The organism is Paenibacillus mobilis (genome assembly GCF_058267595.1).
Genome location: NZ_JBZCMS010000002.1, coordinates 284,891 through 309,697, shown reverse-complemented (window position 1 = coordinate 309,697; position 24,807 = coordinate 284,891). Strand labels below are relative to the sequence as shown.

24 protein-coding genes and 1 tRNA gene are annotated in these 24,807 nt (G+C 52.4%); 19 read left to right on the top strand and 6 right to left on the bottom strand.

All coding sequences use genetic code 11. From position 1 onward, the window contains the following. The first annotated feature begins 18 nt into the window (after window positions 1-18). Both AC3ZPD_RS04630 and mglC read left to right on the top strand, forming a co-directional pair. Window positions 19-1,521, top strand: a complete 1,503-nt coding sequence (locus AC3ZPD_RS04630; protein ID WP_490983096.1) for a sugar ABC transporter ATP-binding protein — start codon at window positions 19-21, stop codon at window positions 1,519-1,521. Between the two features lie 25 nt (window positions 1,522-1,546). Then, a complete protein-coding gene (mglC, locus tag AC3ZPD_RS04625) occupies window positions 1,547-2,554 on the top strand; it encodes a galactose/methyl galactoside ABC transporter permease MglC (protein WP_490983095.1) in 1,008 nt (335 codons plus the stop codon). A gap of 130 nt (window positions 2,555-2,684) precedes the next feature. Here the strand turns inward: mglC and AC3ZPD_RS04620 are convergent, their stop codons facing one another. Both AC3ZPD_RS04620 and AC3ZPD_RS04615 read right to left on the bottom strand, forming a co-directional pair. Further along, window positions 2,685-3,653: an NAD-dependent epimerase/dehydratase family protein gene (locus tag AC3ZPD_RS04620; RefSeq protein ID WP_490983094.1), complete on the bottom strand. Its 969-nt coding sequence runs from the start codon at window positions 3,651-3,653 to the stop codon at window positions 2,685-2,687. A 121-nt stretch (window positions 3,654-3,774) separates the two neighbouring features. Beyond that, the gene (locus AC3ZPD_RS04615) at window positions 3,775-4,302 is read right to left on the bottom strand and encodes a TetR/AcrR family transcriptional regulator (protein WP_490983431.1); all 528 of its coding nucleotides are present in this window, start codon (window positions 4,300-4,302) and stop codon (window positions 3,775-3,777) included. A gap of 425 nt (window positions 4,303-4,727) precedes the next feature. On the opposite strand from AC3ZPD_RS04615, the gene AC3ZPD_RS04610 reads away from it, so the two are divergent. The 5 genes from AC3ZPD_RS04610 to AC3ZPD_RS04590 all read left to right on the top strand — a co-directional run bounded on the left by AC3ZPD_RS04610 (window position 4,728) and on the right by AC3ZPD_RS04590 (window position 8,504). Beyond that, window positions 4,728-5,399 carry a PspA/IM30 family protein gene (locus AC3ZPD_RS04610; RefSeq protein ID WP_490983093.1) on the top strand — a complete coding sequence of 224 codons (672 nt, stop codon included), beginning with the start codon at window positions 4,728-4,730 and terminating at the stop codon, window positions 5,397-5,399. A 152-nt stretch (window positions 5,400-5,551) separates the two neighbouring features. Beyond that, window positions 5,552-6,058, top strand: a complete 507-nt coding sequence (locus AC3ZPD_RS04605) for a DUF4178 domain-containing protein (protein WP_490983092.1) — start codon at window positions 5,552-5,554, stop codon at window positions 6,056-6,058. A gap of 10 nt (window positions 6,059-6,068) precedes the next feature. Beyond that, the gene (locus AC3ZPD_RS04600; RefSeq protein WP_490983091.1) at window positions 6,069-6,830 is read left to right on the top strand and encodes a DUF4247 domain-containing protein; all 762 of its coding nucleotides are present in this window, start codon (window positions 6,069-6,071) and stop codon (window positions 6,828-6,830) included. A gap of 167 nt (window positions 6,831-6,997) precedes the next feature. Further along, window positions 6,998-7,885, top strand: a complete 888-nt coding sequence (locus tag AC3ZPD_RS04595; protein WP_490983090.1) for a GNAT family N-acetyltransferase — start codon at window positions 6,998-7,000, stop codon at window positions 7,883-7,885. 91 nt (window positions 7,886-7,976) lie between these two features. Beyond that, window positions 7,977-8,504 (top strand): CAP domain-containing protein, encoded by a 528-nt coding sequence (locus tag AC3ZPD_RS04590; RefSeq protein WP_490983089.1) that lies wholly within the window; start codon window positions 7,977-7,979, stop codon window positions 8,502-8,504. 192 nt (window positions 8,505-8,696) lie between these two features. Here the strand turns inward: AC3ZPD_RS04590 and AC3ZPD_RS04585 are convergent. After that, window positions 8,697-8,769, bottom strand: a tRNA-Lys gene (locus AC3ZPD_RS04585). A 178-nt stretch (window positions 8,770-8,947) separates the two neighbouring features. Here AC3ZPD_RS04585 and AC3ZPD_RS04580 point away from each other — a divergent pair. The 6 genes from AC3ZPD_RS04580 to AC3ZPD_RS04555 all read left to right on the top strand — a co-directional run bounded on the left by AC3ZPD_RS04580 (window position 8,948) and on the right by AC3ZPD_RS04555 (window position 16,977). Beyond that, complete coding sequence (locus AC3ZPD_RS04580; RefSeq protein WP_490983088.1) at window positions 8,948-9,763, top strand: GDSL-type esterase/lipase family protein; 816 nt, start codon at window positions 8,948-8,950, stop codon at window positions 9,761-9,763. A gap of 61 nt (window positions 9,764-9,824) precedes the next feature. Continuing rightward, window positions 9,825-10,877, top strand: coding sequence for an ABC transporter ATP-binding protein (locus AC3ZPD_RS04575; protein WP_490983087.1), 1,053 nt, complete (start codon window positions 9,825-9,827; stop codon window positions 10,875-10,877). Next, window positions 10,870-11,859, top strand: coding sequence for an ABC transporter permease (locus AC3ZPD_RS04570; RefSeq protein ID WP_490983086.1), 990 nt, complete (start codon window positions 10,870-10,872; stop codon window positions 11,857-11,859). The genes AC3ZPD_RS04575 and AC3ZPD_RS04570 overlap by 8 nt, the downstream gene beginning before the upstream one ends. An 84-nt stretch (window positions 11,860-11,943) precedes the next feature. Next, complete coding sequence (gene parE, locus AC3ZPD_RS04565) at window positions 11,944-13,923, top strand: DNA topoisomerase IV subunit B (RefSeq protein ID WP_490983085.1); 1,980 nt, start codon at window positions 11,944-11,946, stop codon at window positions 13,921-13,923. Between the two features lie 13 nt (window positions 13,924-13,936). Next, the gene (gene gyrA, locus AC3ZPD_RS04560; protein ID WP_490983084.1) at window positions 13,937-16,396 is read left to right on the top strand and encodes a DNA gyrase subunit A; all 2,460 of its coding nucleotides are present in this window, start codon (window positions 13,937-13,939) and stop codon (window positions 16,394-16,396) included. Window positions 16,397-16,569: 173 nt separating this feature from the next. Further along, complete coding sequence (locus AC3ZPD_RS04555; protein ID WP_490983083.1) at window positions 16,570-16,977, top strand: MarR family winged helix-turn-helix transcriptional regulator; 408 nt, start codon at window positions 16,570-16,572, stop codon at window positions 16,975-16,977. Window positions 16,978-17,107: 130 nt separating this feature from the next. Here AC3ZPD_RS04555 and AC3ZPD_RS04550 read toward each other — a convergent pair whose 3' ends face one another. The 3 genes from AC3ZPD_RS04550 to AC3ZPD_RS04540 form a co-directional block, all read right to left on the bottom strand. Beyond that, window positions 17,108-17,839: an RluA family pseudouridine synthase gene (locus AC3ZPD_RS04550; RefSeq protein ID WP_490983082.1), complete on the bottom strand. Its 732-nt coding sequence runs from the start codon at window positions 17,837-17,839 to the stop codon at window positions 17,108-17,110. A 2-nt stretch (window positions 17,840-17,841) separates the two neighbouring features. Further along, on the bottom strand, window positions 17,842-18,705 hold the full coding sequence (locus tag AC3ZPD_RS04545) for a class I SAM-dependent methyltransferase (protein WP_490983081.1): 864 nt from the start codon (window positions 18,703-18,705) through the stop codon (window positions 17,842-17,844). Window positions 18,706-18,865: 160 nt separating this feature from the next. Further along, complete coding sequence (locus tag AC3ZPD_RS04540) at window positions 18,866-19,717, bottom strand: GNAT family N-acetyltransferase (protein WP_490983080.1); 852 nt, start codon at window positions 19,715-19,717, stop codon at window positions 18,866-18,868. Window positions 19,718-19,934: 217 nt separating this feature from the next. On the opposite strand from AC3ZPD_RS04540, the gene AC3ZPD_RS04535 reads away from it, so the two are divergent. The 6 genes from AC3ZPD_RS04535 to AC3ZPD_RS04510 all read left to right on the top strand — a co-directional run bounded on the left by AC3ZPD_RS04535 (window position 19,935) and on the right by AC3ZPD_RS04510 (window position 24,785). After that, on the top strand, window positions 19,935-20,237 hold the full coding sequence (locus tag AC3ZPD_RS04535) for a PHP domain-containing protein (RefSeq protein ID WP_490983079.1): 303 nt from the start codon (window positions 19,935-19,937) through the stop codon (window positions 20,235-20,237). Between the two features lie 312 nt (window positions 20,238-20,549). Next, a complete protein-coding gene (locus AC3ZPD_RS04530) occupies window positions 20,550-21,329 on the top strand; it encodes an ABC transporter ATP-binding protein (RefSeq protein WP_490983078.1) in 780 nt (259 codons plus the stop codon). Between the two features lie 270 nt (window positions 21,330-21,599). Beyond that, window positions 21,600-21,887 (top strand): PilZ domain-containing protein, encoded by a 288-nt coding sequence (locus AC3ZPD_RS04525; RefSeq protein WP_490983077.1) that lies wholly within the window; start codon window positions 21,600-21,602, stop codon window positions 21,885-21,887. An 11-nt stretch (window positions 21,888-21,898) separates the two neighbouring features. Further along, complete coding sequence (locus tag AC3ZPD_RS04520) at window positions 21,899-23,569, top strand: putative bifunctional diguanylate cyclase/phosphodiesterase (protein WP_490983076.1); 1,671 nt, start codon at window positions 21,899-21,901, stop codon at window positions 23,567-23,569. Window positions 23,570-23,784: 215 nt separating this feature from the next. After that, window positions 23,785-24,474 (top strand): hypothetical protein, encoded by a 690-nt coding sequence (locus AC3ZPD_RS04515; RefSeq protein WP_490983075.1) that lies wholly within the window; start codon window positions 23,785-23,787, stop codon window positions 24,472-24,474. Window positions 24,475-24,593: 119 nt separating this feature from the next. Then, complete coding sequence (locus AC3ZPD_RS04510; RefSeq protein ID WP_490983074.1) at window positions 24,594-24,785, top strand: hypothetical protein; 192 nt, start codon at window positions 24,594-24,596, stop codon at window positions 24,783-24,785. The last annotated feature ends 22 nt before the right edge of the window (window positions 24,786-24,807 follow it).

Below are 24,807 nucleotides of genomic sequence, written 5' to 3'. Positions count from 1 at the left end.
TGGGGAGTGGAGCAGGCCATGTCTGAACAATTTTTGCTCGAAATGAACAGCATCACCAAGGAATTTCCCGGCGTTAAAGCGCTGGATAGCGTTACCCTGCAAGTGAAAGCCGGAACCGTTCACGCCCTTATGGGCGAGAACGGCGCCGGTAAATCTACCTTAATGAAATGCCTGTTTGGGATCTATCATCCGGACAATGGCGAAATTCTGCTGAACGGCCAGAAGACGGTCATCAACAATTCCAGCGAAGCGCTGCAGCAGGGCATTTCCATGATTCATCAGGAGCTTCACCCGATCCCTCACCGCAGCGTGATGGAGAACATTTGGCTGGGTCGTTTTCCAACCAAAGGCCCGCTTAAATTTATCGATCACAAGAAAATGCGCGAGGATACGATTCAACTGTTCAAACAGCTGGACATCGATATTGATCCTGACGTCCTTGTCGGCAAGCTGTCCGTCTCCAAAGTCCAATCGATCGAAATCGCCAAAGCCGTTTCGTTCAACTCGAAGATTATCGTGATGGATGAACCGACCTCCTCGCTGACCAGCGTAGAGGTGGAGCATCTGTTCCGGATCATCAACGAGCTGCGGAGCAACGGTGTGGCGATCATATATATTTCGCACAAAATGGAAGAAATTTTGCGGATTTCCGATGACGTAACGATCATGCGGGACGGCAAAAAAATCGGCACCTGGCCAGCCAAAGAAATGACCACGGATCTAATCATTTCCCGCATGGTAGGCCGCGATCTGGAGCAGCGTTTTCCGGAACGCCATAACCATCCCGGCGATGTCATTCTGAAAGCAACCGGCTTGACTTCGGTAGACCCCAAATCTTTTAAAGATATATCCTTTGAGCTTCGCAAAGGCGAGATTCTCGGCATCGGCGGTCTGGTAGGCGCGCAGCGGACAGAACTCGTGGAAGCCTTATTCGGGCTGCGGGAGATTTCCTCGGGGAGCATTTCGATTCACGGCAAAGAAGTGAAAATCAAATCCCCCGGCGATGCCAAAAAATACGGCATGGCCCTGTTGACCGAAGAACGCCGCGCAACCGGCATTTTGCCGGTGTTGTCCGTGCATGAGAACGGCGCCGTAGCGAATCTTGATGCTTACGTAACTCCGTACATGCTGCTTGACGAGCGCAGAAAGAAAGCGGAAGTCAACGAAAAAATCGAGAAGCTGCGGACCAAAACGCCGAATATGAAAGCTTTAATCATGAATCTTTCCGGAGGCAACCAGCAGAAGGTGCTGCTCGCCCGCTGGCTGCTGACCAATCCGGAAATCCTGCTGCTCGACGAACCGACCCGGGGCATTGATGTCGGCGCCAAATTCGAGATTTATTCCATCATTGCGGATTTGGCCGAGCAGGGGAAAAGCATTGTCGTCATTTCCTCTGAAATGCCTGAGCTGCTGGGAATGTCTGACCGCATCATGGTCATGTCCGAAGGCCGGCTGACCGGCATTCTGGACAGGGAACAGGCAACAGAGCAAGAAATCATGCGTTTGGCGGCCCAGCACTAGGGCAGGAGAGGGAGGAAATAGAAAGATGAATACACAGAAATTGAGAGGTTCAATCTCTCAGAATGCGATTTACATCGTGCTTGTTGTTTTGCTGATTGCGATTACCGCATACGATCCGTCATTTTTTGCCGTAAGCACTCTGCGTGATATTCTGATTCAATCCGCGACCCGCGTTATCATCGCGCTTGGCGTTGCGTTTATCCTGATTACCGGCGGAACGGACTTGTCCGCAGGGCGTATGGTCGGTTTGACCGCCGTTATTTCGGCTTCCATGCTGCAGGTCAGCGACTATGGCCGCCGGTTCTTCCCGGATCTGCCGCAGCTGTGGGTAGGCATTCCGATCCTGATCGCATTGGTTGTGGGTCTGCTGTTCGGTTTGCTGAACGGTTTTATCGTTTCCAAATTTAAAGTGCCTCCATTTATCGCGACGCTCGGTACGATGGTAGCGATCTATGGCGTCAACTCGCTTTATTTCGATACGAAGCCGAACCAATCCCAGCCGATCGGCGGTCTGCGCAAAGACTTTACGGATATTGGCTCCGGCAGCATCGGAAGCGGCGATTACTCGATTCCTTATATCGTTTTGATTGCGATTTTTGTCGCTTTTATCGTGTGGGTGGTCTTCAACAAAACCAAACTCGGTAAAAACATGTACGCCATCGGCGGTAATGAACAGGCAGCGCGGGTATCCGGCATTAACGTTGCCAAAAACCTGCTGTGGATTTACGGAATTGCCGGCGCTCTGTACGGCCTGGCAGGTGTGCTGGAAGCCGCCAGAACCGGCGGCGCCACCAACAACTACGGGAACATGTACGAACTTGACGCCATCGCGGCCTGCGTGGTCGGCGGCGTTTCCACTACAGGCGGAATCGGTACCGTTCCGGGCGTCGTCACGGGCGTGCTCATCTTTACCGTCATCAACTACGGTTTGACCTTTATAGGCGTCAGTCCTTACTGGCAGCTGATTATCAAAGGTTTGATCATCGTGGCTGCGGTTGCGTTTGATATGCGTAAATACGCGGCTAAAAAATAAACGGGCGCTGCTGCTTAAAGCGCCAGCCTTAATAAAAAACCGGTTCAGCTGCACGAGCGGCGGGGCCGGTTTTTTAATATTTTTAGATCGAGCTTTAAATGAGTACCGGCGGCTCGACTCTATCTGCCTATTAGGAGCGCTTTGCCGCTTTGGCCTGGATGGCCTTGATCGTTTCAGCAATGCCCGCCTGATAAGGCGTAGCCCGCAGCGGACCAATGTGACTCTCGTATTTGCTGCCGTCCAGAATGACGGGGGTTTTCGTCAAATAATACATCTCTACAATTTCACGAATGACCGGATCAAACCGGCCGATAAACGTGAGCAGAGGTTTGGTTAGCGGCAGAACGGGTTTGGTAACGCCGGCCGCCTGGCGGGCGATGCGCAGCAGCTCTTTTCCCGTAATAATACCGGCGCCCGGGAGATTCCATTCCTGACCGTAGGTTTCTTCCCGGATAGCGAGCTCGACGATCATGGAAGCCGCATCAGGCAGGTAAATATATTCCCGCGGGATGTTCAGGCTGCCGATGAACATGGCAGCTTTGCCCAGTGCGGCCGCTTCCATCGTCAAACCCAAATAAGAGGATTTATTGGCGGTCGGCCCGTAATAGTCAGGCAGCCTTACGATCATCCGTGGGGCCGCCTGCCAGCGATCGCTGAACGCCAGCTGTTCAAATTCGAGTTTGGTTTTGCCTTTTCGGGTGTGGGGCTGTTTGGGATGGGTTTCGGCTACCCGCGGGGTCAGGGCTATTCCATACGGATAAATGCCGTCTATGATCACTAATTTTTTGCCCAAGGCGGCCGCGGCTGTCAAAACGGCTTCGCCGAGAGGAAGCTGCCGGGTAACCATTTCGGGATAAGGGACCGCTACGCAATGAAAAATGATGTCGGCATCTGCAGCGGCTTCCTGAACAGACGCCGGATCAAAAGCATCGCCGGTCGCTAGCTTTAGAAGAGGAGGGGATTTAAGAGACTGCTGCAAATTTTTCAGATTGCCGGGCGTTCGGCCAAAGGCGGTCGTTTCAATGTTTCGGCGCAGCAGCTCCTCCACGATTGCGCTTCCCGTTCCGCCTGCGGCTCCTAATACGATAGCATTTTTCATGTAAAAGACTCCTTTAATAAGTTGTATAATTAGTGATTGATCAATAACGAAAATTCAAAAAAACAAGCGCTAATAGCTATGGTTAGTGATCAATCAATTACTTATCTGTAAAATAAACGATTTACTCGTTTATTTTCATCAACAGCGGCAGATTAATCGCCATTGCGGTATTGCATAACATGCCTCGGGCCAGGAACAGCATCGTTTTTTCCATGGGGGAATCCAGCCCTGCTTCGGAAAAAGCGGAATAAACTTTATCGTGGATTCGTGCGTAGGAATCCCGCATCAGCTGAGAGACCGTCTCTTCCATGACCGTCTGGGCCTGCATTTGCAGCAGAATTTCACTGCGATGCCGGTCCATAATATGCTGATAAGCCCCGATCAGATCCTGCTCCAGCTTCTCCTGGGGCGCCGATTGAATAACCTGGGAGAAAGCTTCCTCAATCCGTTCAAAGGATACTTTGAGTGCTTCGATCAGGAGGGCTTCTTTGGTTGAAAAAAAGCGGAAAACGTAAGGCTGGGAAATGTTGGCGCGTTCAGCTACTTTAGCGGTAGTAGCGCGGTAATAGCCCATTTCGGCAAATACTTCGATAGCCGCCGATACGATATCCTTCTGACGGTTGACAGACGTTGAATTGCTTTTGGCCATGGGGGCTCCTTTCATGATGAAGACCTCCGGATGGAGACTCCAATTAGTAATTGATCAATCACTAATTGGAGTCTAACGCATAAAATTCAAAAAATCAATATCGAATTATAGCTAAATCAGAAAGCTAGGGCTGACTATAGAGGGGAAATAGAGAATAAGATGAGTGAGCAAATCGAGCAAAAAAATCTAAGGGGTTGTGACGACCCTCTTGGGCAAAATTTGGGGCAAAACTGGCGGTTTATAAACGTTGCCAGCGCGCCTACAAGCTTTAGAAAAGGAAACTTCGTTTTTGGACCGATTAAGCGCAGGGATAACCGTAATGATCTTTGATTTTTAAATGATTTTGTGGAAAAATGAAACTGAACTTGAGGTCACACGTAAATATGATCATAAAAACCATTTGATACTCGGGAGGAATTTAAACCATGTCCATTTTCAAAAGACTTCGTGATTTAACCATGTCCAATATCAACTCGATGATCGACAAAGCGGAAGATCCGATTAAAATGACCGACCAATATATTCGCGACATGCAAGAAGATCTTGAAGATGCGGAGAAAGCCGTAGCGGCTCAAATCGCCATCGAAAAAAGATTCAAATCGCTTTATGAAGAACAGGAAGAGCTGGTGAACCGCCGCAACGAGCAGGCGCATACGGCAGCTAAAGCCGGCAATGCGGACCTGGCCCGCCGTGCGCTGGAAGAGAAGAAAACCGCTGAAGAGAAAGCGGCTGAATATAAAGCGAATTATGATCAGAACAAACTTGCTGCCGACAATCTCCGCGACAAGCTGGACGAAATGCGCAAACAGCTGGGCGAGCTGAAAAATAAACGCGAAACGCTGGTAGCCCGCTACAATGCGGCCAAAGCTCAGCATCAGATCAACAAATCGATCTCCGGCTTTGATTCCGACAGCGCGTCTGCGGGCATGAAACGTATGGAAGAAAAAATGCTGCAAATGGAAGCCCAAGCCGAAGCCTCCGGCGAAATCCACGCCAAAGGCAAATCGCTTGACGATGAAATTGATGCCCTTGGCAAAGACAAAGAGGTCGAAGACGAACTCGCCGCTTTGTTGAAACAATACGATAAACAATCCTGATTCATCGTTTCGTTCGGCTTTGACGGGCAGGCAAACAATACCGTTCTAAATAAGATGCGTTCTGCGCAACCTGAAGGAGAAACGATTTTGGTTTCTCCTTCTGTTATGACATCCCCTGCACCGCAGGGTTAAGCACGAGAGGGGAAGCGACAATGAGCCTGGTAAAAAGAATTGGACGTTTATTCGCCAAAGAGGAACCGCCGCTGCCGGAGAAAAGCATGCTGGATCTCGGGCCCGGCGATATCTGCGAGGTGGAGCTGGTCACTTATCAGGTGACGGGCAGCGTCCGCAATCCGAGCCGAAATGCGGTCGTTTTGACCCTGCAGGACGGTGGCCGCATCAAATATCTTCATATAGAAGAACGAGAGAAGCTCGAATATGTGCTTTATGAGGAAATCGACGGACGGCTTGACAATCCGGCAGAGGTTCCGACCGAGCTGGAACTGGATGGCAAAATTCATTATTTGGAAGAAGAATATGAGGGGCGGGTTATGGTGCAAGGCAGAGCCCCTTTCCGGCAGGGCGGGGAACAGCATGTATGGCAGTTCCAGGCCGATGATTTCTCCCTGCTGCGCATAGAGTGGCAGGACGGAAGATTTATGCTGTATGAAGGAACCAAAGTCATCCCGGGAGATGTTCAAGTCATCCGCTCGAAATAGGAGTGGGGATATGGGAAAACAACCGAGTTTTTACGTAAAAATAGCTCTGCTGCTAAGCCTGGTGGTCGGCCTGCTCAGCGGGTGCGGAAGTCCTTCTGTCGTGAAGGATAACTATCCGCTCGAGTCGGTCAACAAAAACGGCGGCTCGACCTCCTATGTTTACAGGGCAGCGGGTCAAACCGTGCCGGAAGTGGCCGCCGATCTGGCCGGACAAAGCCAACCGGATCAAATGTCGGCAGAAAATTCTGATCATATGTTTCTCGTTTACGGGAACGAATATTATCACCTGCAGCAAGACCCTAATAAACCCGAAGATACGCTTATTGAAGTGGATTCGGAAAGTTATGTGAGACAAAATTACGACTCCAGCTTTCTGCAGGGATATTTGACCGCGCAGCTGATCGGCAGCTTGTTTAATGGTTTTGGCGGTTACGGAGGCAGCTACCGCGGGTATACGAGCAGGGACATTTATGAACCGAATCAAAGCTATCATACGCCTTCAACCTCTGAGAAAAAAGCGGCTCCGCCGCTGACCGTAGAGAAAAAAGGATCGGTAAACCGACGCGGCTCCACGACCGGAGGCAGCACAGGCGGTTTCTTCGGCGGAGGTGGAACGGGAAGCGGTTCGGATACCGGCACGGGCAGCCGCGGCAGCATCCAGTGGAACCCTGGCAGCGACAGCGGTACCGGAAGTTACACCAAACCGCGTACCTCGATCAAGAAACCTTCTTCCCGATCAGGAAGGGGAGGTATTTCAAGGCGGCGACGATAGCCCGTTCTTGATGAGAACCGCCTATTTCTTATAAAAATAGCCGGATCCGCTGCCGCGGATTTCGGCTTTTTTTCGTTGTGGGTGGCCTTATGAAGGGTTTTGCCGCTGCTTTGCCGAAAAAACAAGCTGAGAAGCGGTCAATTTTTAAAAATCGAGGGGGAACTTCCTTGCTGGAGATCAAGAAACTTAGAGCCTGCACCTTGGAAGAGGCCGTCAAAGCCTGGAACGACGGATTCGAAGGGTATGCTTTTGATGCCACGACTACGCCGGACGCGTTTCTGAAAAGGATGGCGGCTGAAGAGCTGTCCAGCGAATTATCCATCGTTGCTTTTCAGGACGGCATTCCGGTCGGGATTGTGCTAAATGGAATCCGGGAGACGGAGGGCCAAAAAATCGGCTGGAACGGCGGAACCGGCGTGGCTGCCGCGGTTCGCGGCACCGGGGTCGGACGAAAGCTGATTGAAGCGGCATTAACTCTTTTACAGGAAAACGGGGTGCGCCTCGCTACGCTGGAAGCGCTCAGCCAAAATGCGCCAGCCATCGCTTTATACCAAAAAACGGGTTATATCCAGGCGGATGAACTGGAGCACCTCAGCTTGAAAGGTCCTGCCGAGCGGCCGTTCGACAAGCCTGAAACGGAGGGGTGCGATTTTGTCCACATTTCTCCGGCGCAGATTCCCAGAATTCCTTTTTACAAAGCTTTGAATCCTTGGCAAACCCAATGGCAAAGCGCAAAAGAAGGACAAGCAGCGGTTGCCAGGGACAATGAAGGCCATATTGTCGGATATGCGTACTGGAAAAAGATTTACAATCCTGCCGGCGAACACGCGGCAACCGTGCTTTATCAATGCGAAGCGGCATCCGGCCACCCTCAGGCCGTTGCGATTATAAAAGGTCTGGTCTGGCAGGCGTTTGGCAGCCTTCAGGATGCCATCAACAGGACGATTCCCAATCTCCCCAAGCATGGAAGCACACTTACGGGGCTTGTGATGAGAAGCCTTGGTTTCACCCCGGTCGTTGAACAGGTTTATATGACAAAAAGCCTGCAAAAATGAGCATTTCAGGGATGACCAAGCGGACAAAACATGTTAAAATGTGACAAGAACACCGTTTTCTACTGGTAAAAACATGCATAGGAGAGACAAGATGCAGAAGAACAGACGTAAAAACATTTGGTACAGACGCGCAGCATGGACAGCCGTTTCTTTAGCCCTCTCTACTATGTTGGCCATAGGGCCCAGCCAGGCCGGAGCCGCTCCGGTTACCGCCCTATCGACGACCCAGCTGAAATATGCCAAGATCCAGGCCGACAATTCGGCCCAGGTGGTCAAGCTGGTCAATCAAATCCGGCGGAAAGCCGGGTTAAAGCCTTTGGTCATTCACACCAACCTGACGAAGATGGCCAAAGCCAAAGTAATGGATATGTACAATCACAAGTATTTCAGCCACACCTCGCCGAATTACGGATCTCCTTTTGACATGATGGACAGCTACAAAATTTCGTTCAGTTATGCGGGGGAAAATCTGGCCCGGGGTCAAAAAACGCCGGCGGAAGTCGTGAAAGACTGGATGAACAGCCCGGATCACCGGAAAAACATGCTTAATCCCAACTACACGTTAATCGGAGTCGGCTATTATAACGGGTACTGGTCCCAGGAATTCATCGGGAAATAAAGGATCGCTATAAAAGGAAATCCGCTTGTGAGGCACCTTCCGCAAACCTTTTGCGGAGGGTGTTTTTAATATGCGCTGAACCTAATAATGCCGCCGGCTGGAGGGTGAGTGAATGGAGGACTTATATTTTTACCCCAAAAAACAAAAACTGCTTCTCGAAAGAGAAACAGTTTTTACAAAAAGAAAACACAATGGGTTATGCAGGGGTCGAACCTGCGACCTGCCGATTAAGAGTCGGCTGCTCTACCAGCTAAGCTAATAACCCGTAATTACCTTGCTTTTGTTAGTATACGCCTGTCCGAAACAAAGAACAAGCCCCCATTTTTGAACGATTTGCAAATTCAGTTGAGAAGAATTATGTTAAGTAAAGGTTAAAGGAAAACCGTGCCAACAGACCGAAGTTTAACCATCATACGGAAAAGTTTACAGACAGGAGGGCAATTATGCGTTCATCTTCCAAGCTCTGGGCGGCAGTCGGCCTCGTTTCGGGGATTGTGACCCTGCTGCTGCTTTGCGGTTTTATATATGCGGTAAAAGATATTGCCAATCCGGCTTCGGCGCCGCAGTTTGCGTCTGAACCGGCAAAAAGTTCATCAGGTCCGTCGGGATCAGCCCCTCCCGGGCAGATGGGTATTGTAGTCATCGGCGATTCGCTTGCGAAAGGGACGGGGGATGACGAGGGCAAAGGTTTTGGACAGCGGGCGGTTGACCTGCTGCAGATACAAAATAACGGACGCGAAGCCAAGCTGCTGGGCAATTTGGGCATTAACGGGCTGCTTACCGCCGGTTTAACAGATGAATTAAAGGAAAACGGCGTGCAGCACATGCTGAAGGAAGCTAATGTCATTCTTTTGTCGATTGGCGGAAACGACTTGTTTCAAGGGGCAGAAGCGATGGAAAACGGCGGCGATCTCCCTACGGCGGCCGAGCTGGACACGTCCATTGATCAAGCTTCCGTCAGATTTAAATCGATCGTTCAGCAGTTAAAGAAGATCAATCCCGGCGCCACGCTGGTTTATATCGGTTTATATAATCCTTTTTCCGATCTTGAGGAGATGAGGATGATTGGGAACAGCGGAGTGTCCCGCTGGAACACGGCGGCCCAGACGGCAATTAACAAGTATGACGGAGCGCTTCTGGTTCCGACCTACGACTTGTTTGCCGGGAATCTGGCCGCTTATTTGTCCGGGGACCATTTTCATCCGAACAGTGACGGTTACGAGCAGATTGCTGAGCGGATTGTGCAGAGCTTGAAGTGACCAAAAGCAAAGGAAAAAAATGTCCGATGCGCTAACATAAGAGCAAAAGGAGGGAGCGACCATGCGGGAGCAGACGTTAAATAACCGCAAAAACGGTGAAAACCGGGAGAACCTTGAAAACCGCGAATACTTGGAAGCCCAAGAAAACCAGCTTATCCGGCCGGGGAAATCCGTCTTGGAGGTGCGCCATCTGCGGAAAAAAATCGGCCGGAGATGGATTATTGAAGACGTTACGTTTAACGTTATGGCCGGTGAGATTTTTGGATTCCTGGGGCCAAACGGCGCCGGAAAAACGACCACTATCCGCATGCTTGTGGATTTGATCAAGCCGACCGAGGGCTCCATTGAAATCGGCGGCTATAATGTCCAGCGGAATCCCGAGCGGGCGCTCGGTCAGATCGGCGCTATCGTGGAAAATCCGGAGGTTTACCCGTATTTGACCGGCTGGGAAAACCTCGAACAGTTTGCCCGGATGCTGCCTGGCGTCGACAAAGCCCGCATCCAGGAGGTCGCGGAAATGGTCCGGCTGGACCAGCGGATTCATGATAAGGTGCGGACCTATTCGCTCGGGATGCGGCAGCGGCTGGGCATAGCCCAGGCTCTTCTGGGCAGGCCCAAGCTGCTGATCCTGGATGAGCCGACTAACGGGCTGGATCCGAAAGGGATTAAGGAGATGCGGGAATTCATCCGCAGGCTGGCCGAACAGGGTATGGCCGTATTTGTGTCCAGCCATTTGCTCAGCGAGATTCAGCTTTTGTGCGACCGGGTAGCGATTATAAGCTCGGGTCGGGTGCTGGCGGTAGGCAGCGTCGACGAACTGATTGAGAATAAATCCAATTATGTCGTATGGGAAGCGGAGCCGCGCGCCCGCGTGATTGAGCTGCTGGAGCAGTCCGGATTTCCTATTGTCTGGCAGCCGGAGACGGTGCTGGACGACTCGGTGATGGCCGGCATTGCGCCCGGGGCAGTCATCTGCCAGATGGAAAGCGGCAGGATGGCCGATTTTGTGGAAAGGTTTACGGCTGAAGGGCTGCGAATCCAGTCGGTTTACAAACTTAATCCTACGCTGGAACAGCTGTTCCTCGAGATGACGGAAGGTGAAACCATTGAATAACCTCCTCCCGCTGATTAAAAACGAAACGATAAAAATGGTCCGTAAAAAGCGTTTTTACGTGATTTTGCTTGTTCTTGTTGTCCTGGTCCCGATGTTCACCTATGCGCAGATGAAGGTAGCTGAGCGGAACAAGGAGAAATTCGGCGACGACTGGCGCAGATCCGTCCAGCAGGCGATCACGGACAACCAGAATTCGCTGGGAAGTTCCCGGATTCCGGATGAATGGAAGAAATATCGTCAAATCTATATCCAGCAGATGAAATATTATCTGGATCATGACGTTAACCCGCAGCAGCCGGGCGGCGTTACTTTTACAAGGGAGTTTATGGACAACGCGTCTTCCCTGTTTATTCCGCTGCTGATCATGGGTATTGCTTCGGATATCGTATCCTCGGAACGGACAACGGGAACGATTAAAATGCTGCTGACCAAACCGGTCCGCAGGTGGAAGGTGCTGCTCAGCAAGCTGGTGACCCTGTTTATGTTCGTTTCGTTGACCGTTGTGGCAGCTTTTGTGATCTGCTATGCGATTTCGGGGCTGGTGTTCGGGTATGAAGGTTTCGGCATGCCCGTATTTACCGGGTTTCAGCTCAGCGGCAGCGGTGTCGACCTTTCAGCGGTGCATGCGGTGCCGCAGTGGCTCTATCTGTTTATGCAGCTCGGACTCATCTGGTTCGTCAGCCTGGTCGTGGCCATGCTGGCGTTTATGATTTCCGTCCTGGTACGGAGCACGGCAGCCAGCATCGTCATCATGATGGCGGCGCTAATTGCCGGCAGCATCCTGACCAATATGGCTTCCGCCTGGCAAAGCGCCAAATATTTATTTATGGTTAACCTCGAATTAACCGATTATTTATCTGGGACGCCTGCGCCGATTGAAGGCATGACTTTAGGGTTTTCGCTCGCCGTTTTGGCGATTTGGGGGGCCGCTTCGCTGGTTGTTTCTTTCATTGTCTTTACGAAACAGGATATATTGAATTAAAATGTACAAGGATTAAGAAAACATTTGTTTGCATTCGGGGCCATGCAGCCCTACATAGAGCAAAAAATCAAAGGGGGAGCATGAATGGCCGAGCAAATCGATTTGTTCGCGGCAAACTCCGGGAACGGGGCAGGACAGGCAGGATATGACGCGGACGATATTCAAGTGCTCGAAGGACTTGTCGCGGTAAGAAAACGGCCAGGGATGTATATCGGCAGCACAAGCTCATCGGGATTACATCATCTGGTATGGGAGATCGTCGACAACGCCGTAGACGAACATCTTGCCAAATTCTGCTCAAGAATTGACATTACTCTGCACAAGGACGGTTCGGTAACGGTACTGGACAACGGGCGCGGGATTCCTACGGGTATGCACAAAACCGGGATTCCTACACCGCAGGTCGTTTATACGATTCTGCATGCAGGCGGCAAGTTTGGAGGCGGCGGATACAAAAAGTCCGGAGGACTGCACGGCGTAGGCGCATCCGTAACGAATGCATTGTCGGAATGGCTTGAAGTGGAGATTTACCGTGAGGGCAAAACGCACCGCATGCGGTTTGAATATTGGGTCGATAAAGCAGGGAAAGAACATGTCGGCGAACCGGTAACGGGGCTTGAAGTGCTGGGCAATACGAACAAGACGGGCACCAAGGTTACTTTTAAACCGGACATCCGCGTTTTTCAGAACGGCATTGCTTTGAGTTATGATACCCTTGCCGAACGACTGCAGGAAATCGCGTTCCTGAACTCGGGTTTAAGAGTTGTTTTGAAGGATGAACGTTCCGGCCGCACGGACGAGTTTTATTATGAAGGCGGAGCCAGCCAGTTTGTCGAATATCTGAACGAAGGCAAAGACGTGCTCCATGACGTCATTCATTTTAACGCCGAACGGGACGAAATCGAAGTGGAAGTCGCCATGCAGTACAACGCCGGCTACACGGAGACCATTGCCTCTTTCGTCAACTCGATTCCGACCCGCGGCGGCGGTACGCATGAAACAGGCTTTAAAACGGCGTATACCCGCGTTATGAACGAATACGCGCGCAAGGTCGGAATACTGAAAGAGAAAGAAAAAAACCTCGAAGGTTCGGATTTGCGTGAAGGCATGATGGCCGTAATCAGCGTCAAGATGTCCGAGGTGGAGTTCGTGGGACAAACGAAGGATCAGCTGGGAAGCGCATCCGCGCGCAGCGTGGTGGATGCCACCGTAGCCGAAAAGATGCAGCTGTTCCTGGAGGAAAATCCGGGCGTGGCCCAAACGCTGATCAAGAAAGCCGTTCAGGCGTCCAAAGCCCGCGAGGCGGCGCGCAAGGCGCGTGACGAAATGCGGACCGGCAAGAAGCGCAGCGAAAGCTCGAACCTGGGCGGCAAGCTGACGCCGGCGCAGTCCAAGGATTTTACGCGGACCGAGCTGTTCATCGTGGAAGGCGATTCAGCGGGCGGATCGGCCAAGCAGGGCCGCGACTCCAAAATTCAGGCGATTCTGCCGCTGAAGGGCAAACCGATGAATCCGGAGAAAGCTAAACTGGCCGACATTTTGAAAAACGAGGAATACCGGGCCATCATCACGGCAATCGGTGCCGGGATCGGGACGGAGTTTGAACTCGAGGACAGCAATTTTTCCAAAATCATTATTATGACGGACGCCGATACGGACGGCGCGCATATTCAGGTGCTGCTGTTGACGTTCTTCTACCGCTACATGAAAGAGCTGATCGATGCGGGCAAGGTTTATATCGCGCAACCTCCGCTGTACAAAATTACTCGCAAATCCGGCAAGCTGGAAACCATCCGTTATGCCTGGACGGACGAGCAGTTGCAAAACTATCTAAAGGAATTCGGCAAAAATTTTGAACTGCAGCGCTACAAAGGTCTTGGGGAAATGAACCCGGACCAGCTCTGGGAAACAACGATGGATCCGGAGACGCGGACCCTGCTGCAGGTGCAGATTGAAGATGCGGCGAAAGCGGAGCGGCGCGTATCCACGCTGATGGGCGACAAGGTAGAGCCGCGCAAACGCTGGATCGTCGAAAATGTAGATTTCACAGAGTTTGAGGAATAGAAGGTGAATGGGCATGGGAACGCTTGAAAATTTTCTGCCGGCCTTTCTGGAAGAGGTCGTAGGCGATCGTTTCGGCAGATATTCCAAATATATTATTCAAGACCGGGCGATTCCGGATGTAAGGGACGGGCTTAAGCCGGTACAGCGCCGAATTTTGTACGCCATGTACGATTCGGGCAATACGCCGGACAAGCCGTACCGGAAATCGGCTAAAACCGTAGGGGACGTTATGGGTAACTACCATCCTCACGGCGACTCCTCCATTTACGACGGGATGGTCCGCATGGCGCAGCCATGGAAAATGGCGCACGTCCTGGTGGACGGGCACGGCAACTGGGGTTCCCAGGACGATGATCCGCCTGCGGCCATGCGGTATACGGAAGCGCGGCTTTCGCCGATTGCGCTTGAACTGCTTCGTGACATCGAGAAACGTACGGTGCTGTTCAAGGACAATTTCGATAACACGGCGAAAGAGCCCGTGGTGCTTCCGGCCCGTTTTCCAAATCTGCTCGTTAACGGCGTAAGCGGTATTTCATCCGGTTTTGCCACGGAAATTCCGACGCACAATCTCCGCGAAACGATCGATGCCTGCATCGAGCTGATGGAGAAGCCCGACACTACGCTGGAGCAGCTGATGCAGATCATCAAAGGCCCGGATTTTCCGACCGGCGGCATCATCATGGGGGAAGAAGGCATCCGCGAAGCTTATGAAACGGGCAAAGGCCGGATTTATATCCGCTCCAAAACGGAAATCGAGGCGGTCCGGGGCGGCAAACAGCAGATCATCATTACCGAAATCCCTTATCAGGTGGTTAAATCCCGCCTTGTAACGGCCATGGAGAACATCCGGCTGGAGAAAAAAGTGGAAGGGATTGCCGAGGTCCGCGATGAAAGCGGCCGTGCCGGTCTGCGGATCGTTGTCGAGTTAAAGAAAGATGCGGATGCAAACGGCATTTTGGCTTACCTGCTCAAGAAAACGGATCTCCAGGTGACGTACAACTTCAATATGGTTGCTATCGTTAATAAAGCGCCGCGCCAGCTAGGGGTGCGCGAGATTTTGCAGTCATATATCGCCCACCAGCGGGAGGTTGTGACGCACCGGACCCAATTCGAGCTGGAGAAAGCGCAGGACCGGGCCCATGTACTCGAAGGCCTCGTCAAAGCGCTTAACATTCTGGACGAAGTGATTGAGGCCATCAAAGCTTCGAAAAACCGCCAGGATGCGCAAAACAATCTGCAGTGGATGTTCGGGTTCTCCGAACGTCAGGCGGATTCGATCCTGACGCTCCAACTGTATCGGTTGACCAATCTGGAGATCACGCAGCTCCAGAAGGAGCTGGATGAAACGCAGAAGAAAATCGCTTCGCTCGAAGCGATTCTGAACAGCGATAAAAAGCTCGTTTCGGTGATCAAAAAAGAACTGGTCGAAATCCGCGACAAATACGGGATCGACCGCCGTTCCGTCATCCAGGGCGAAGTCGAGGAGCTGAAGGTAAACCTCGAAGTGATGGTCACCCAGGAAGACGTACTGGTAACTTTGTCCGGCGAAGGTTATATCAAGCGGACCAGCATGCTGTCGTATACCCGTTCCGGCGGCGAGATTGGCAGCGCCGGCGTCAAGGAAGGCGACTATATCAAATATATTCAAAGCGTGAACACGCTGGAGAATTTGCTGATCTTCACGCAGCGCGGCCAATATTTCCTGCTGCCGGTGCATCAGGTTCCGGAGTTCAAATGGAAGGATAACGGCACGGCGATCGTAAACGTTATTCCGCTGACCAAGGAAGACCGGATTGTCAGCGTCATCCCCGTAAGGCATTTTGACCAGCCGGAGCTTAGCCTGGTGTTCGTAACCAAACGCGGGCAGATCAAGCGGACGGCGCTTAGCGAATACGAGACCAAACGGTCTTCCGCCGTTGCTGCCTGCAAGGTCGGAGCTGACGATGAAATTATTTCGGTTGCGACAAGCAAAAGCGATCAGGATCTTATGCTGGTTACCAAGCAGGGTATGGCGATCCGGTTTAACGAGCAGGAAGTCGGAACGATGGGCCGGGTAGCGGCCGGCGTTCGCGGCATCCAGCTGCGCGATGAAGACGAGGTTGCGGCTTCGGTTTGGCTGAGCGGCGACGAAGGCGAAATCATGGTCATCAGCGACTTGGGCTACGCCAAACGTTCGCTGCTGCTCGATTATCCGACCCAAAGCCGCGGCGGCAAAGGTATTCAAACCTTTGAATTCAAGGAAGGCAAACGCGTAAAACCAAACGGTACTGCAATCATCGGAGCCTATTGGACCAAAGAACCGCTTGAGCTTACCGCCGTTACGCGCGAAGGACAATCCTTTACGTTTTCGTCCGAGCAGACGCCGCTTGCCGACCGTAAATCGATCGGGAAGGCCGTGGTCAGCCTGGAGAAAAACGACTCGATCATGGACCTGCTGCAGCTCCCTCATTACGGGGCATCTTCGGAAGCCTGAAGCTCACACATAAGATTGACGAAAGAGAACTTTTCCTGACGGATCGGCTGAAAACGCCTGAAGGAAAAGTTCTTCTTTTGTCGTCTGCTGCGGTGAAGAAGGAATACAAAAGCCGGGCGGAGAAGGTTAAGGCAGTGAAAGAATAGGAATGCTGATTATTGGAGGGATCATTAGTGTACACAGAAGAATTTGCCAAGCTTTGGTCGAAATTGTCCAAAGACTATCAGTCCCATATGGAAAACGAGCTGTCGCCATCCCTGACGGAATCGCAGTTAACCGTTCTGGAGCTGCTGGGAGACCAGCCGAAAATGAAACCTTCGGATATGATTCCGTTTTTGGCTACCACACCTGCCGCGGTAACGATGCTGCTTGACCGGATGGAGAAAAGCGGGCTGATTTCCCGCGAGCGGGATGAAAACGACCGCAGAATCGTATGGATTTCCATTACGGAAAAAGGAAAAGAACAGGCCGAACGGGGACGCGAGGTGCGCACTGAATTTCTGGGCCATATGCTGGACCGGATTTCGACGCATAACCAGCAGCTGCTGTTGTTTCTTCTGGGGAAAATCACGGCCGTATAATACGATTTAATAAATATAGCGATCCCATTTCAAATCGGATCCGTAACCCAAAAAGGGCTGATTCGCAGGACGGCATTGCAGGATGCCTCGGCGAATCAGCCCTTTTTAATTAAAGAGGAACAGCAAGCTGTTAGAAACGGAGCTGCCCGATTTCCCGGGTCCAATGGGACCAAGGCTGCTGCTCCGGCGGAGTGGACACAAGCTTGACCAGCTCTTTGGTCACGGGATGCGGAAAACCCGCAAACGCAGACCACAAAGCAATCTGCTGCCCCGCTTTGTTGACGCGGGCCCCGTATTTCTGGTCCCCGTACAGCGGAGTGCCCGTATGGCTGAACTGGACGCGGATCTGATGAGGCCGGCCGGTGTGCAGTTCCACTCTCACCAGGGATAAGCCGTCCACCGGATTGCCAATCACGCTGTATTCCAGAATCGCTTCTTTGGAACCATTTGTGCCTTTGGGAACGACGGAAACGGTGTTGGTCCGTTCGTCCTTCAGCAAATAATGCGTCAGCCGTCCTGACCGGACGGAAGGCACGCCGTGAACAACGGCAAGGTAAGTCTTCTCAAATTGGCGGCTGCGCACCGCTTCCGACAGACGCGAAGCGGCTTTGGACGTTTTGGCGAAAATCATGGCCCCGCCGACCGGGCGGTCCAGCCGGTGAACCAGCCCCAAATAAACGTTGCCGGGTTTGTTGTAGCGCTCCTTCAAGTCTTCCTTCAGCAAAGTCAGCATATCCGGATCGCCGCTGGCATCCTCCTGCACCGGCACGTTCACCGGTTTCTCGACGCCGAGCAGGTGATTATCCTCAAATAGAATCGTCATGGAAGGCGTGCTCCATGTGCGGGCTAGCGGTTCGGACATGTTTATTCCTCCCAGCGTCCCAAAATGCCGCAGGGCAGGGTGAGGCCGGAACGGGTGATCGGCAGGCCAAGCTCGCCGGCCGAGATGCGCCCGCCGTAGCGGCGCTGAACGGTCATGGACAGCATGTTGTGCAGCACGGTAGGGGAAATCCCGGTCGTGTACGAGTTAATCAGGAAGAAAAGCGGCTTGTCCGACAAGATGCTGAGGCAGGATTCCAGGAACGGGTACAAGCTTTGCTCCAGCTTCCACATCTCGCCGCCGGGTCCTCTGCCGTAAGAAGGCGGGTCCATGATGATCGCGTCGTATTTGTTGCCTCTGCGCTGCTCGCGCTGCACGAATTTGAACACGTCGTCGGTAATGAACCGGACGGGCCGGTCGCTAAGGCCGGACAGCTGCAGGTTTTCTTTCGCCCACTGCACCATGCCTTTTGCGGCGTCGACGTGTACGACCGAAGCGCCGGCAGATGCCGCGGCAACGGATGCCCCGCCGGTATAAGCGAACAGGTTCAGTACGGAGATTGGACGTCCCGCCCCTTTGATTTTATCCATCATCCAGGACCAGTTGGCGGCCTGCTCAGGGAACAGTCCCGTATGTTTAAAGCTGGTCGGTTTAATATAAAACTTGAGATGATTATAGGAAATTGTCCATTTGTCCGGGAGCGGTTTCTTCATATCCCAGCTGCCGCCGCCGGAAGAGCTGCGGTGGTAGTGACCGTGCAGGTTTTTCCACTCGCCGGTTTCGTTCTCGATCGGCCATATGATTTGCGGATCGGGTCTGCGGAGGATAACGTCTCCCCAGCGCTCGAGCTTGTCCCCGGCTCCCGTATCGATCAGTTCGTAATCTTTCCAGTCTGTTGCCATGTACATGTTTTTCATTCCATCCTTCCAGCTACAAACCATCGGCTCCGCCTGCGTATGCAGCGGAGCCGATGGTTTGATCAATTACCTTATATTGTACCTCATTTCAAGGGCTTGATGCCAGAAGATCCCGTTCTATTTTTCAACCGTGCTCGTATTAAGGGTTAAATCATGGCCGCCAGCTGTAATAGTCCTGAACCTGGATTTGTTCAAAGCCGCAGGACTGATAGAGCTGCAGGGCCCGTTCATTTTCCAGCGCCACCTCCAGGAATAAACCGCTGCCTTTGGCCTGCGCTTCATGCACCATTTTCATCAGCACGGAGCGCCCGATCCCTTGCCCGCGATAGGCGGGGTCTATGACAAATCCGTATATCCAGCATTCTTGCGGGCCGTCATGGACGCGGATTTTTCCCGCATCGTGCCCGTCATGCTCAATGACATACATAACGGCGTCCGCGTCGTCTGCTTCGTTTTGCTTTAAGGATTCGTCGTTCAGCTGGCCTGCTTCCTCCTCCGTCAGGCCAAATCCCTGCATGTCGAGCCGGTTCAGGTAGCCGCTGTCGGACAACTGCGCTTTTCGGAGCGAAACCGCGAGAGGGGGCGGCGCCAAACGGCCGATCACCTCCGGGTTAAACCTCATTTGATATTCGGTCAAAGCAACCTTAAGGCCAAGCCGTTCCGCAAATCCCTTTCCGGAGGCAGAAGCGGCCGGAATATTAAGCAGAATTTCCTTGTACCCTGCCGCGCGTTCCGGCGGGAGCGCCTCCGCCAGCAGCGAGCGGAAGAGGCCTTTTCGCCGGCAGGACGGGGCGACCATGCCGCAAAGCTCCAGTTTGGAGGCAAAGTCGTACAAGCCGAGAAAAGCGGTTATTTTTCCATTCTCGCGGTAAACGAAATCGTAAGGATCCTCCGCTTTGCGGGCGCGCAGCATCTCCCAGTTCAGCTTGAGCGAAATGCCGTCCGCCTGCTCCACTTCCTTTTGCAGCGTTTTAACCTGCTCCCAGTCTTCAGAAGTTAACATGTTTATGCTTACAGCCTCCCCTCGTTTTTCAATCTCTTAAGTTTAAAGGGAAATGTCCGGCCGGAACAGGGAAAGCATGCTTTAAAGCGTTTTTTCATAGAGCCGCGGGTCAGTTGACGGCCCGGAACAGAGCTTTTTATAAATTTTAATGGCTGCTTCGATTAAGAAGCGGTCGTTTTGTTTTTCCGGGATTAATCAAGTTTTACAAGAAAATTACATGGCATTTGAAGAAACGGCGGAGCTGGCGCTTCGGGAACAGGTGCGCTATCTGGCCGTTACGAATCACGATACTACCTTTGGTCTGGACCAAATGATGGAGCAGGGAAAAACGAGGGGATTGGAGGTCATTCCGGGCATAGAAATTTCAGCCTTCGATTTTGACCGCGGCCGCAGGGTTCATATTCTGGGTTACTATGTCGAGCCGGGTGCCGCCCCAATATCCGCTTTATGCGAACCGCTGCTCGAGCAGCGTCATGAAGGGTGCCGCATCGCGGTCGAAAAATTAATCGGAGGGCATTGAAGTCAAACACCGCTTTACAGCGGGGGGAAGAGGAGATCGGAGCCAAGGAAACGGCCACGGAAAACGGCCTGCTTGAAACCGGGTGAATGGATTTCCACGGATTTTACGGGAAGACGGAAACCCGCTAGGGGCAGCAGGAGGAGACGCTGGAATACAGCAAAACGATTTACTCAACCCTCTTCCTTATCCTCATTCTTGACAAGCCCGCCTGAGCGGGCGTAAGTTTGTTACTATTAGTGTGCATGGCAGCTTGCTGGTTTACAGTGAAGCGGCGGCACTGAACAACACCAAAGGATGTTAAGGAGGAGAAGCATGGGCAATATCATCGAACTCAAACATGTATCCTGGCGCCGTGACGGCAAAACCGTTCTGGACGATATCAATTGGACCGTTAAGGAAGGCGAAAACTGGGCGGTATTTGGCCTGAACGGTTCCGGAAAAACAACCATTCTGAACATGCTCAGCGGCTACCTCTGGCCTTCGGAAGGCGAAGTGCATGTTCTGGGCCATAAGCTGGGGGAAATCGATGTCCGGGAGCTGCGCCGCTCGATCGGCTGGGTAAGCTCCTCGCTCGAGGAGAAGGTTTACGGCACGGAGAAAGCCCAGGACCTGGTGGTCAGCGGGAAATATGCATCGTTTGGACTTTATGAGAAGACGTCGGAAGAGGATTATGAGCGAGCGAAAAAACTGATGGAGCAGCTGCGCTGCGGTCATTTGCTGGACCGGACTTACCAGACCTGCTCCCAGGGGGAAAAACAGAAGCTGTTGATCGCCCGGGCGCTCATGGCTTCGCCTAAACTGCTCATTCTGGACGAAGCCTGCAACGGGCTGGACTTCATTTCCAAAGAAGGACTGCTGGAAAGCATCGAGCAGCTGGCTCAGGGCCCGGATGCGCCACATCTGATGTTCGTCACCCATCATACGGAAGAAATCTTGCCGGCCTTCAGCCACACGCTCCTCCTGCGAAGAGGGCAGGTCTACGGGCAGGGGCTCACCCGGGACATGATGAGCAGCGAGGTGTTGTCCGAATTTTTTGAGCTGCCTGTCGGGGTTTCCTGGAGCCATGATCGGGCTTGGCTGTCCAAACGCTGATTTTGTTTTAAGCCGCCTGTTCAGGCGGGGAAACAGGGATATCCAGTCCTCATGCGGGCTGGATTTTTTTCTTGCTCCCGGGTCTCCCGAACTAGAGGGTTTCAGAATTTGGTAAAAAGAACTTTTTCATGAAAGGAGTTTTAATAAAGTGTTACAAAAGTCCTATAAAATGCCGATTTCTTTAGTATAGGCATTTAATGCGGGCAGCTGCTTTTTGCAACTAAATAGAAGGATTTACGGGATAGCAGGGATAAAGGAAAGAGGCGCAGCATGGAGGAAAGAAGAAAATTTGAACGCTCGAAAATACCGCCGCTTGCGATTGAAATCGATCGTATGGAGGGTGAAAACGGCATTTATGAGAAAGTCAAGATCATTATCGAAGAAGTAAGTGAAGAAGGAATGCGTTTTTGGACATCCGTTCCATTCCATCAGGGTGAAATCATCTCGTTTGATTTGCCGGCCCTCGAAATGGACTCCTTTATACAAGGGCGTATTTCCTGGATCCGCGGGGATAAGGAGGACGGTTATCTTTGCGGGCTTCATTTAATTAACGAATAGGGGGACATTCCATGACGCCATGCAGTAGGAATCATTCTGCGGAAGCGGAAATATTAAACACTCTGGCCAAATATTCAACGGATGCCGTGATCTGGATGGACAACGACGGCGTAATTGCGAAGGTAAACGATACGCTGCTTGCGCTCTCCGGTTATCCGGAGGATTATTTTATCGGCCGACCGTTCGGCCGGTTTTTTGGGGTACAGATGCTGCATCAGCTGAAAAGGACAAACGTCTACCTCCGGAATCTCCACGGCAGGGAGCTGGGATTGGAGATGACGATCGCTCCGGTGGATCATGACGGGCAGCGGATCGGCATTTTGGCGATGGGCCGGCCTTCCACGCCGGAACGGATTCATGAAGAGGCGCTCATGCGCCAGATCCGCCAGCTTACCTATTACGACAGCCTTACCGGCCTCCCGAACCTGACGAAATTTAAGGAAGTTTGGAGCGGTTTGCAGGGGATGCCTTCCAACGGCAGCTCCATCGCCATTGTGCTGCTGGATTTGGACCGTTTCGGCATCGTCAATCATTATGCCGGTTACGACCGCGGGGATGATTTTCTCGTAGCCGTTTCCCAGCGTCTGACTTCCATTATTCGACAGGAGGATCCGGTCTTCCGCTGGACGGGCGACCGGTTTCTGATTCTGCTGCAGGACGTGAACAAACAGCAGGTCCGGCAGATCGCGGAACGGATTCTGGAGCAGTTCCAGCTTCCTTTTGTCGTCAAGCAGATGGAGATTTCCATTACGCCGAGCATTGGGATCACACTTAGTCCCGAGGACGGGGAAGACGTGGACAAGCTCCTGAACAATGCTTCCACGGCAACTTATTATGCCAAGGAGGACGGGAAAAACAGCTACCGGTTTTACAGCCGTAAAATGGACAACGGGGTTTCGCTGCTGCTGGAGCAGGAGCTGCGGAAAGCGCTAGAGCGAAACGAATTTGTGCTGCATTACCAGCCCAAAGTAGACATCGATTCCGGCGAAGTGACCGGCGTCGAGGCGCTGCTGCGCTGGAATCATCCCGATTGCGGGCTTATTCCGCCGAGCCAGTTTATCCCGCTTGCGGAAGAAAGCGGACTGATCGTGCCTATCGGGGAATGGGTGCTGGAAACGGCCTGCCATCAAAACAAGGCTTGGCAGCTGGCGGGTGAAAAACCTTTTAAAATGTCGGTCAATCTTTCGCCGCGCCAGTTCAAACATGGGGGCATCGTCCAGACTGTGGAGCAGGCGCTTGCCAAATCCGGGCTTGCCGCCGAATATCTGGAGCTTGAAATTACGGAAAGCATGATGCTGGAGATGAAATATGCGGCGGACACGCTGAATCAGCTGAAAGATCTCGGCGTTCATACCTCGCTGGACGATTTCGGCAAAGGGTACAGCTCTTTGACTTATCTGAAGTCGCTGCCTCTCGATATCCTGAAGGTGGACAGCTCCTTTATCCGCAACTGCACAGAAAATGAGCAGGATGCAATCCTGCTGAAGACGATCATCAACATGGGGCAAAATCTGGATATGACGGTGGTGGCCGAGGGGATCGAGGAAACGGGGCAGCTTGAAATGCTCAGGGATTTCGGATGTCACCAGGCCCAGGGATATTTGCTGAGCAGACCGGTTCCGGCTGAAGAAATTCCGGCGGTCGTTTCGGGGATCCATACTAGATTCACAAGCAAAAAATGAGCATAGCTTTACATAGATCAGCATAATTGTAGATAGATTCCGTCTGAAGACGGCCTTACGTCATGGTATTTGGTAAATGGGCATAAAGGCTCCGGAGAACCGGCAGCCTTTTTTTCTATTTCCTTTTTGCCCGATTCTTTTTCAGGTCCTGGGGGAATATGCTGGTTAACGTACAGTTTTTCTGTCGCCAGTCTAAAGCAAGGAGCCGAAGCCAAATGGATGCAGCCGTCAGTTGGTCGGAATTTTGGAACACATTCCGGTTATCAATCCTAATCAGTCTGCTTGGTGCGCTTATCGGTCACTATTCCAAAAACGGAGTTATTCAGTTTCCTTTGTTTGTCATTCCCTATGAACGGAGCAGCTGGTTCTCGAACTGTCTGGAATATCAGCTGAAGTGGGGAAACCTTCCTAAAAGAATATTGGTTTATGTGCTGTTAGGTCCCGTTGACCTCCTCTTGTTCATTTTGGGTTTGCGGGAAGAGCAGTATGGAAGCAAACGGGTTTACCTGGAGCTTGGTTTAATGGGCGATATTCTGATCGGCATCGGCACCGGCGTCCTTGCCAAAACGGCGGTGGAGATGGCCGGCAGCCACAATTTGTTTGCCGAAGTCAGCGCCGCCTTTATTGCCGGGTTTGCAGGCCTGTCTTACATACGGGAACGCCAGCGCAAGGATTTGGGCATGGATCAGACGCTGGATCCAAGCGTCATGGTGGAGCCGGTTCAGCCCCAAGCCTCACGACCTCAGACGGAGCAGCCTCAAACGGAGCAGCCGCAGACGGAGCCACCCCAAACCGCGCGGCCCCAAACCGAAGTCTCCCAATCCGCGCAGCCCGGCCCTGCAGCAAAGTCTTCCGGCCCTGAGTCTGCCAGTGAGAAGCCGCCGGGAAACCCGCCGGGGAATTGACGCGGCCGGAGGATGCACGGGGGAGCCCGGCACGGGTTTGTACTTGGGCGGTTTACAGCTTTATCGTGATGCACCATCAGGTGCACTTTCCATATGATATAGCAAAAGGAGGGATTTTCTTGGCCAAAAAAATCAGTGTGACCGCCCATGAATATCAGGAACTGGAAAAGCTGGCCGACATCGTGAACAACCTGAACGTGCCGGCAGGAAAAAGAAAAATCGCCAAAGCCCAATACGAAGCGATTTTGCGGCTCGCCAAAAACAGACCCAATGAGCCGAGAATCGGCGAGAGCCGCAGCAGCATTGTGTGAAAAACGGCGCGCCGGGACAAAG

Excerpts from the sequence above, each read along its gene's own strand:
- mglC (WP_490983095.1), top strand. The coding sequence starts at position 1,547 with ATGAATACACAGAAATTGAGAGGTTCAATCTCTCAGAATGCGATTTAC.
- AC3ZPD_RS04580 (WP_490983088.1), top strand. The coding sequence starts at position 8,948 with ATGCGTTCATCTTCCAAGCTCTGGGCGGCAGTCGGCCTCGTTTCGGGG.
- AC3ZPD_RS04620 (WP_490983094.1), bottom strand. The coding sequence starts at position 3,653 with ATGAAAAATGCTATCGTATTAGGAGCCGCAGGCGGAACGGGAAGCGCA.
- AC3ZPD_RS04520 (WP_490983076.1), top strand. The coding sequence starts at position 21,899 with ATGACGCCATGCAGTAGGAATCATTCTGCGGAAGCGGAAATATTAAAC.
- gyrA (WP_490983084.1), top strand. The coding sequence starts at position 13,937 with ATGGGAACGCTTGAAAATTTTCTGCCGGCCTTTCTGGAAGAGGTCGTA.
- AC3ZPD_RS04615 (WP_490983431.1), bottom strand. The coding sequence starts at position 4,302 with ATGGCCAAAAGCAATTCAACGTCTGTCAACCGTCAGAAGGATATCGTA.
- AC3ZPD_RS04590 (WP_490983089.1), top strand. The coding sequence starts at position 7,977 with ATGCAGAAGAACAGACGTAAAAACATTTGGTACAGACGCGCAGCATGG.
- AC3ZPD_RS04515 (WP_490983075.1), top strand. The coding sequence starts at position 23,785 with ATGGATGCAGCCGTCAGTTGGTCGGAATTTTGGAACACATTCCGGTTA.
- parE (WP_490983085.1), top strand. The coding sequence starts at position 11,944 with ATGGCCGAGCAAATCGATTTGTTCGCGGCAAACTCCGGGAACGGGGCA.
- AC3ZPD_RS04605 (WP_490983092.1), top strand. The coding sequence starts at position 5,552 with ATGAGCCTGGTAAAAAGAATTGGACGTTTATTCGCCAAAGAGGAACCG.
- AC3ZPD_RS04600 (WP_490983091.1), top strand. The coding sequence starts at position 6,069 with ATGGGAAAACAACCGAGTTTTTACGTAAAAATAGCTCTGCTGCTAAGC.
- AC3ZPD_RS04610 (WP_490983093.1), top strand. The coding sequence starts at position 4,728 with ATGTCCATTTTCAAAAGACTTCGTGATTTAACCATGTCCAATATCAAC.
- AC3ZPD_RS04550 (WP_490983082.1), bottom strand. The coding sequence starts at position 17,839 with ATGTCCGAACCGCTAGCCCGCACATGGAGCACGCCTTCCATGACGATT.
- AC3ZPD_RS04525 (WP_490983077.1), top strand. The coding sequence starts at position 21,600 with ATGGAGGAAAGAAGAAAATTTGAACGCTCGAAAATACCGCCGCTTGCG.
- AC3ZPD_RS04535 (WP_490983079.1), top strand. The coding sequence starts at position 19,935 with ATGGCATTTGAAGAAACGGCGGAGCTGGCGCTTCGGGAACAGGTGCGC.
- AC3ZPD_RS04530 (WP_490983078.1), top strand. The coding sequence starts at position 20,550 with ATGGGCAATATCATCGAACTCAAACATGTATCCTGGCGCCGTGACGGC.
- AC3ZPD_RS04545 (WP_490983081.1), bottom strand. The coding sequence starts at position 18,705 with ATGTACATGGCAACAGACTGGAAAGATTACGAACTGATCGATACGGGA.
- AC3ZPD_RS04630 (WP_490983096.1), top strand. The coding sequence starts at position 19 with ATGTCTGAACAATTTTTGCTCGAAATGAACAGCATCACCAAGGAATTT.
- AC3ZPD_RS04575 (WP_490983087.1), top strand. The coding sequence starts at position 9,825 with ATGCGGGAGCAGACGTTAAATAACCGCAAAAACGGTGAAAACCGGGAG.
- AC3ZPD_RS04540 (WP_490983080.1), bottom strand. The coding sequence starts at position 19,717 with ATGTTAACTTCTGAAGACTGGGAGCAGGTTAAAACGCTGCAAAAGGAA.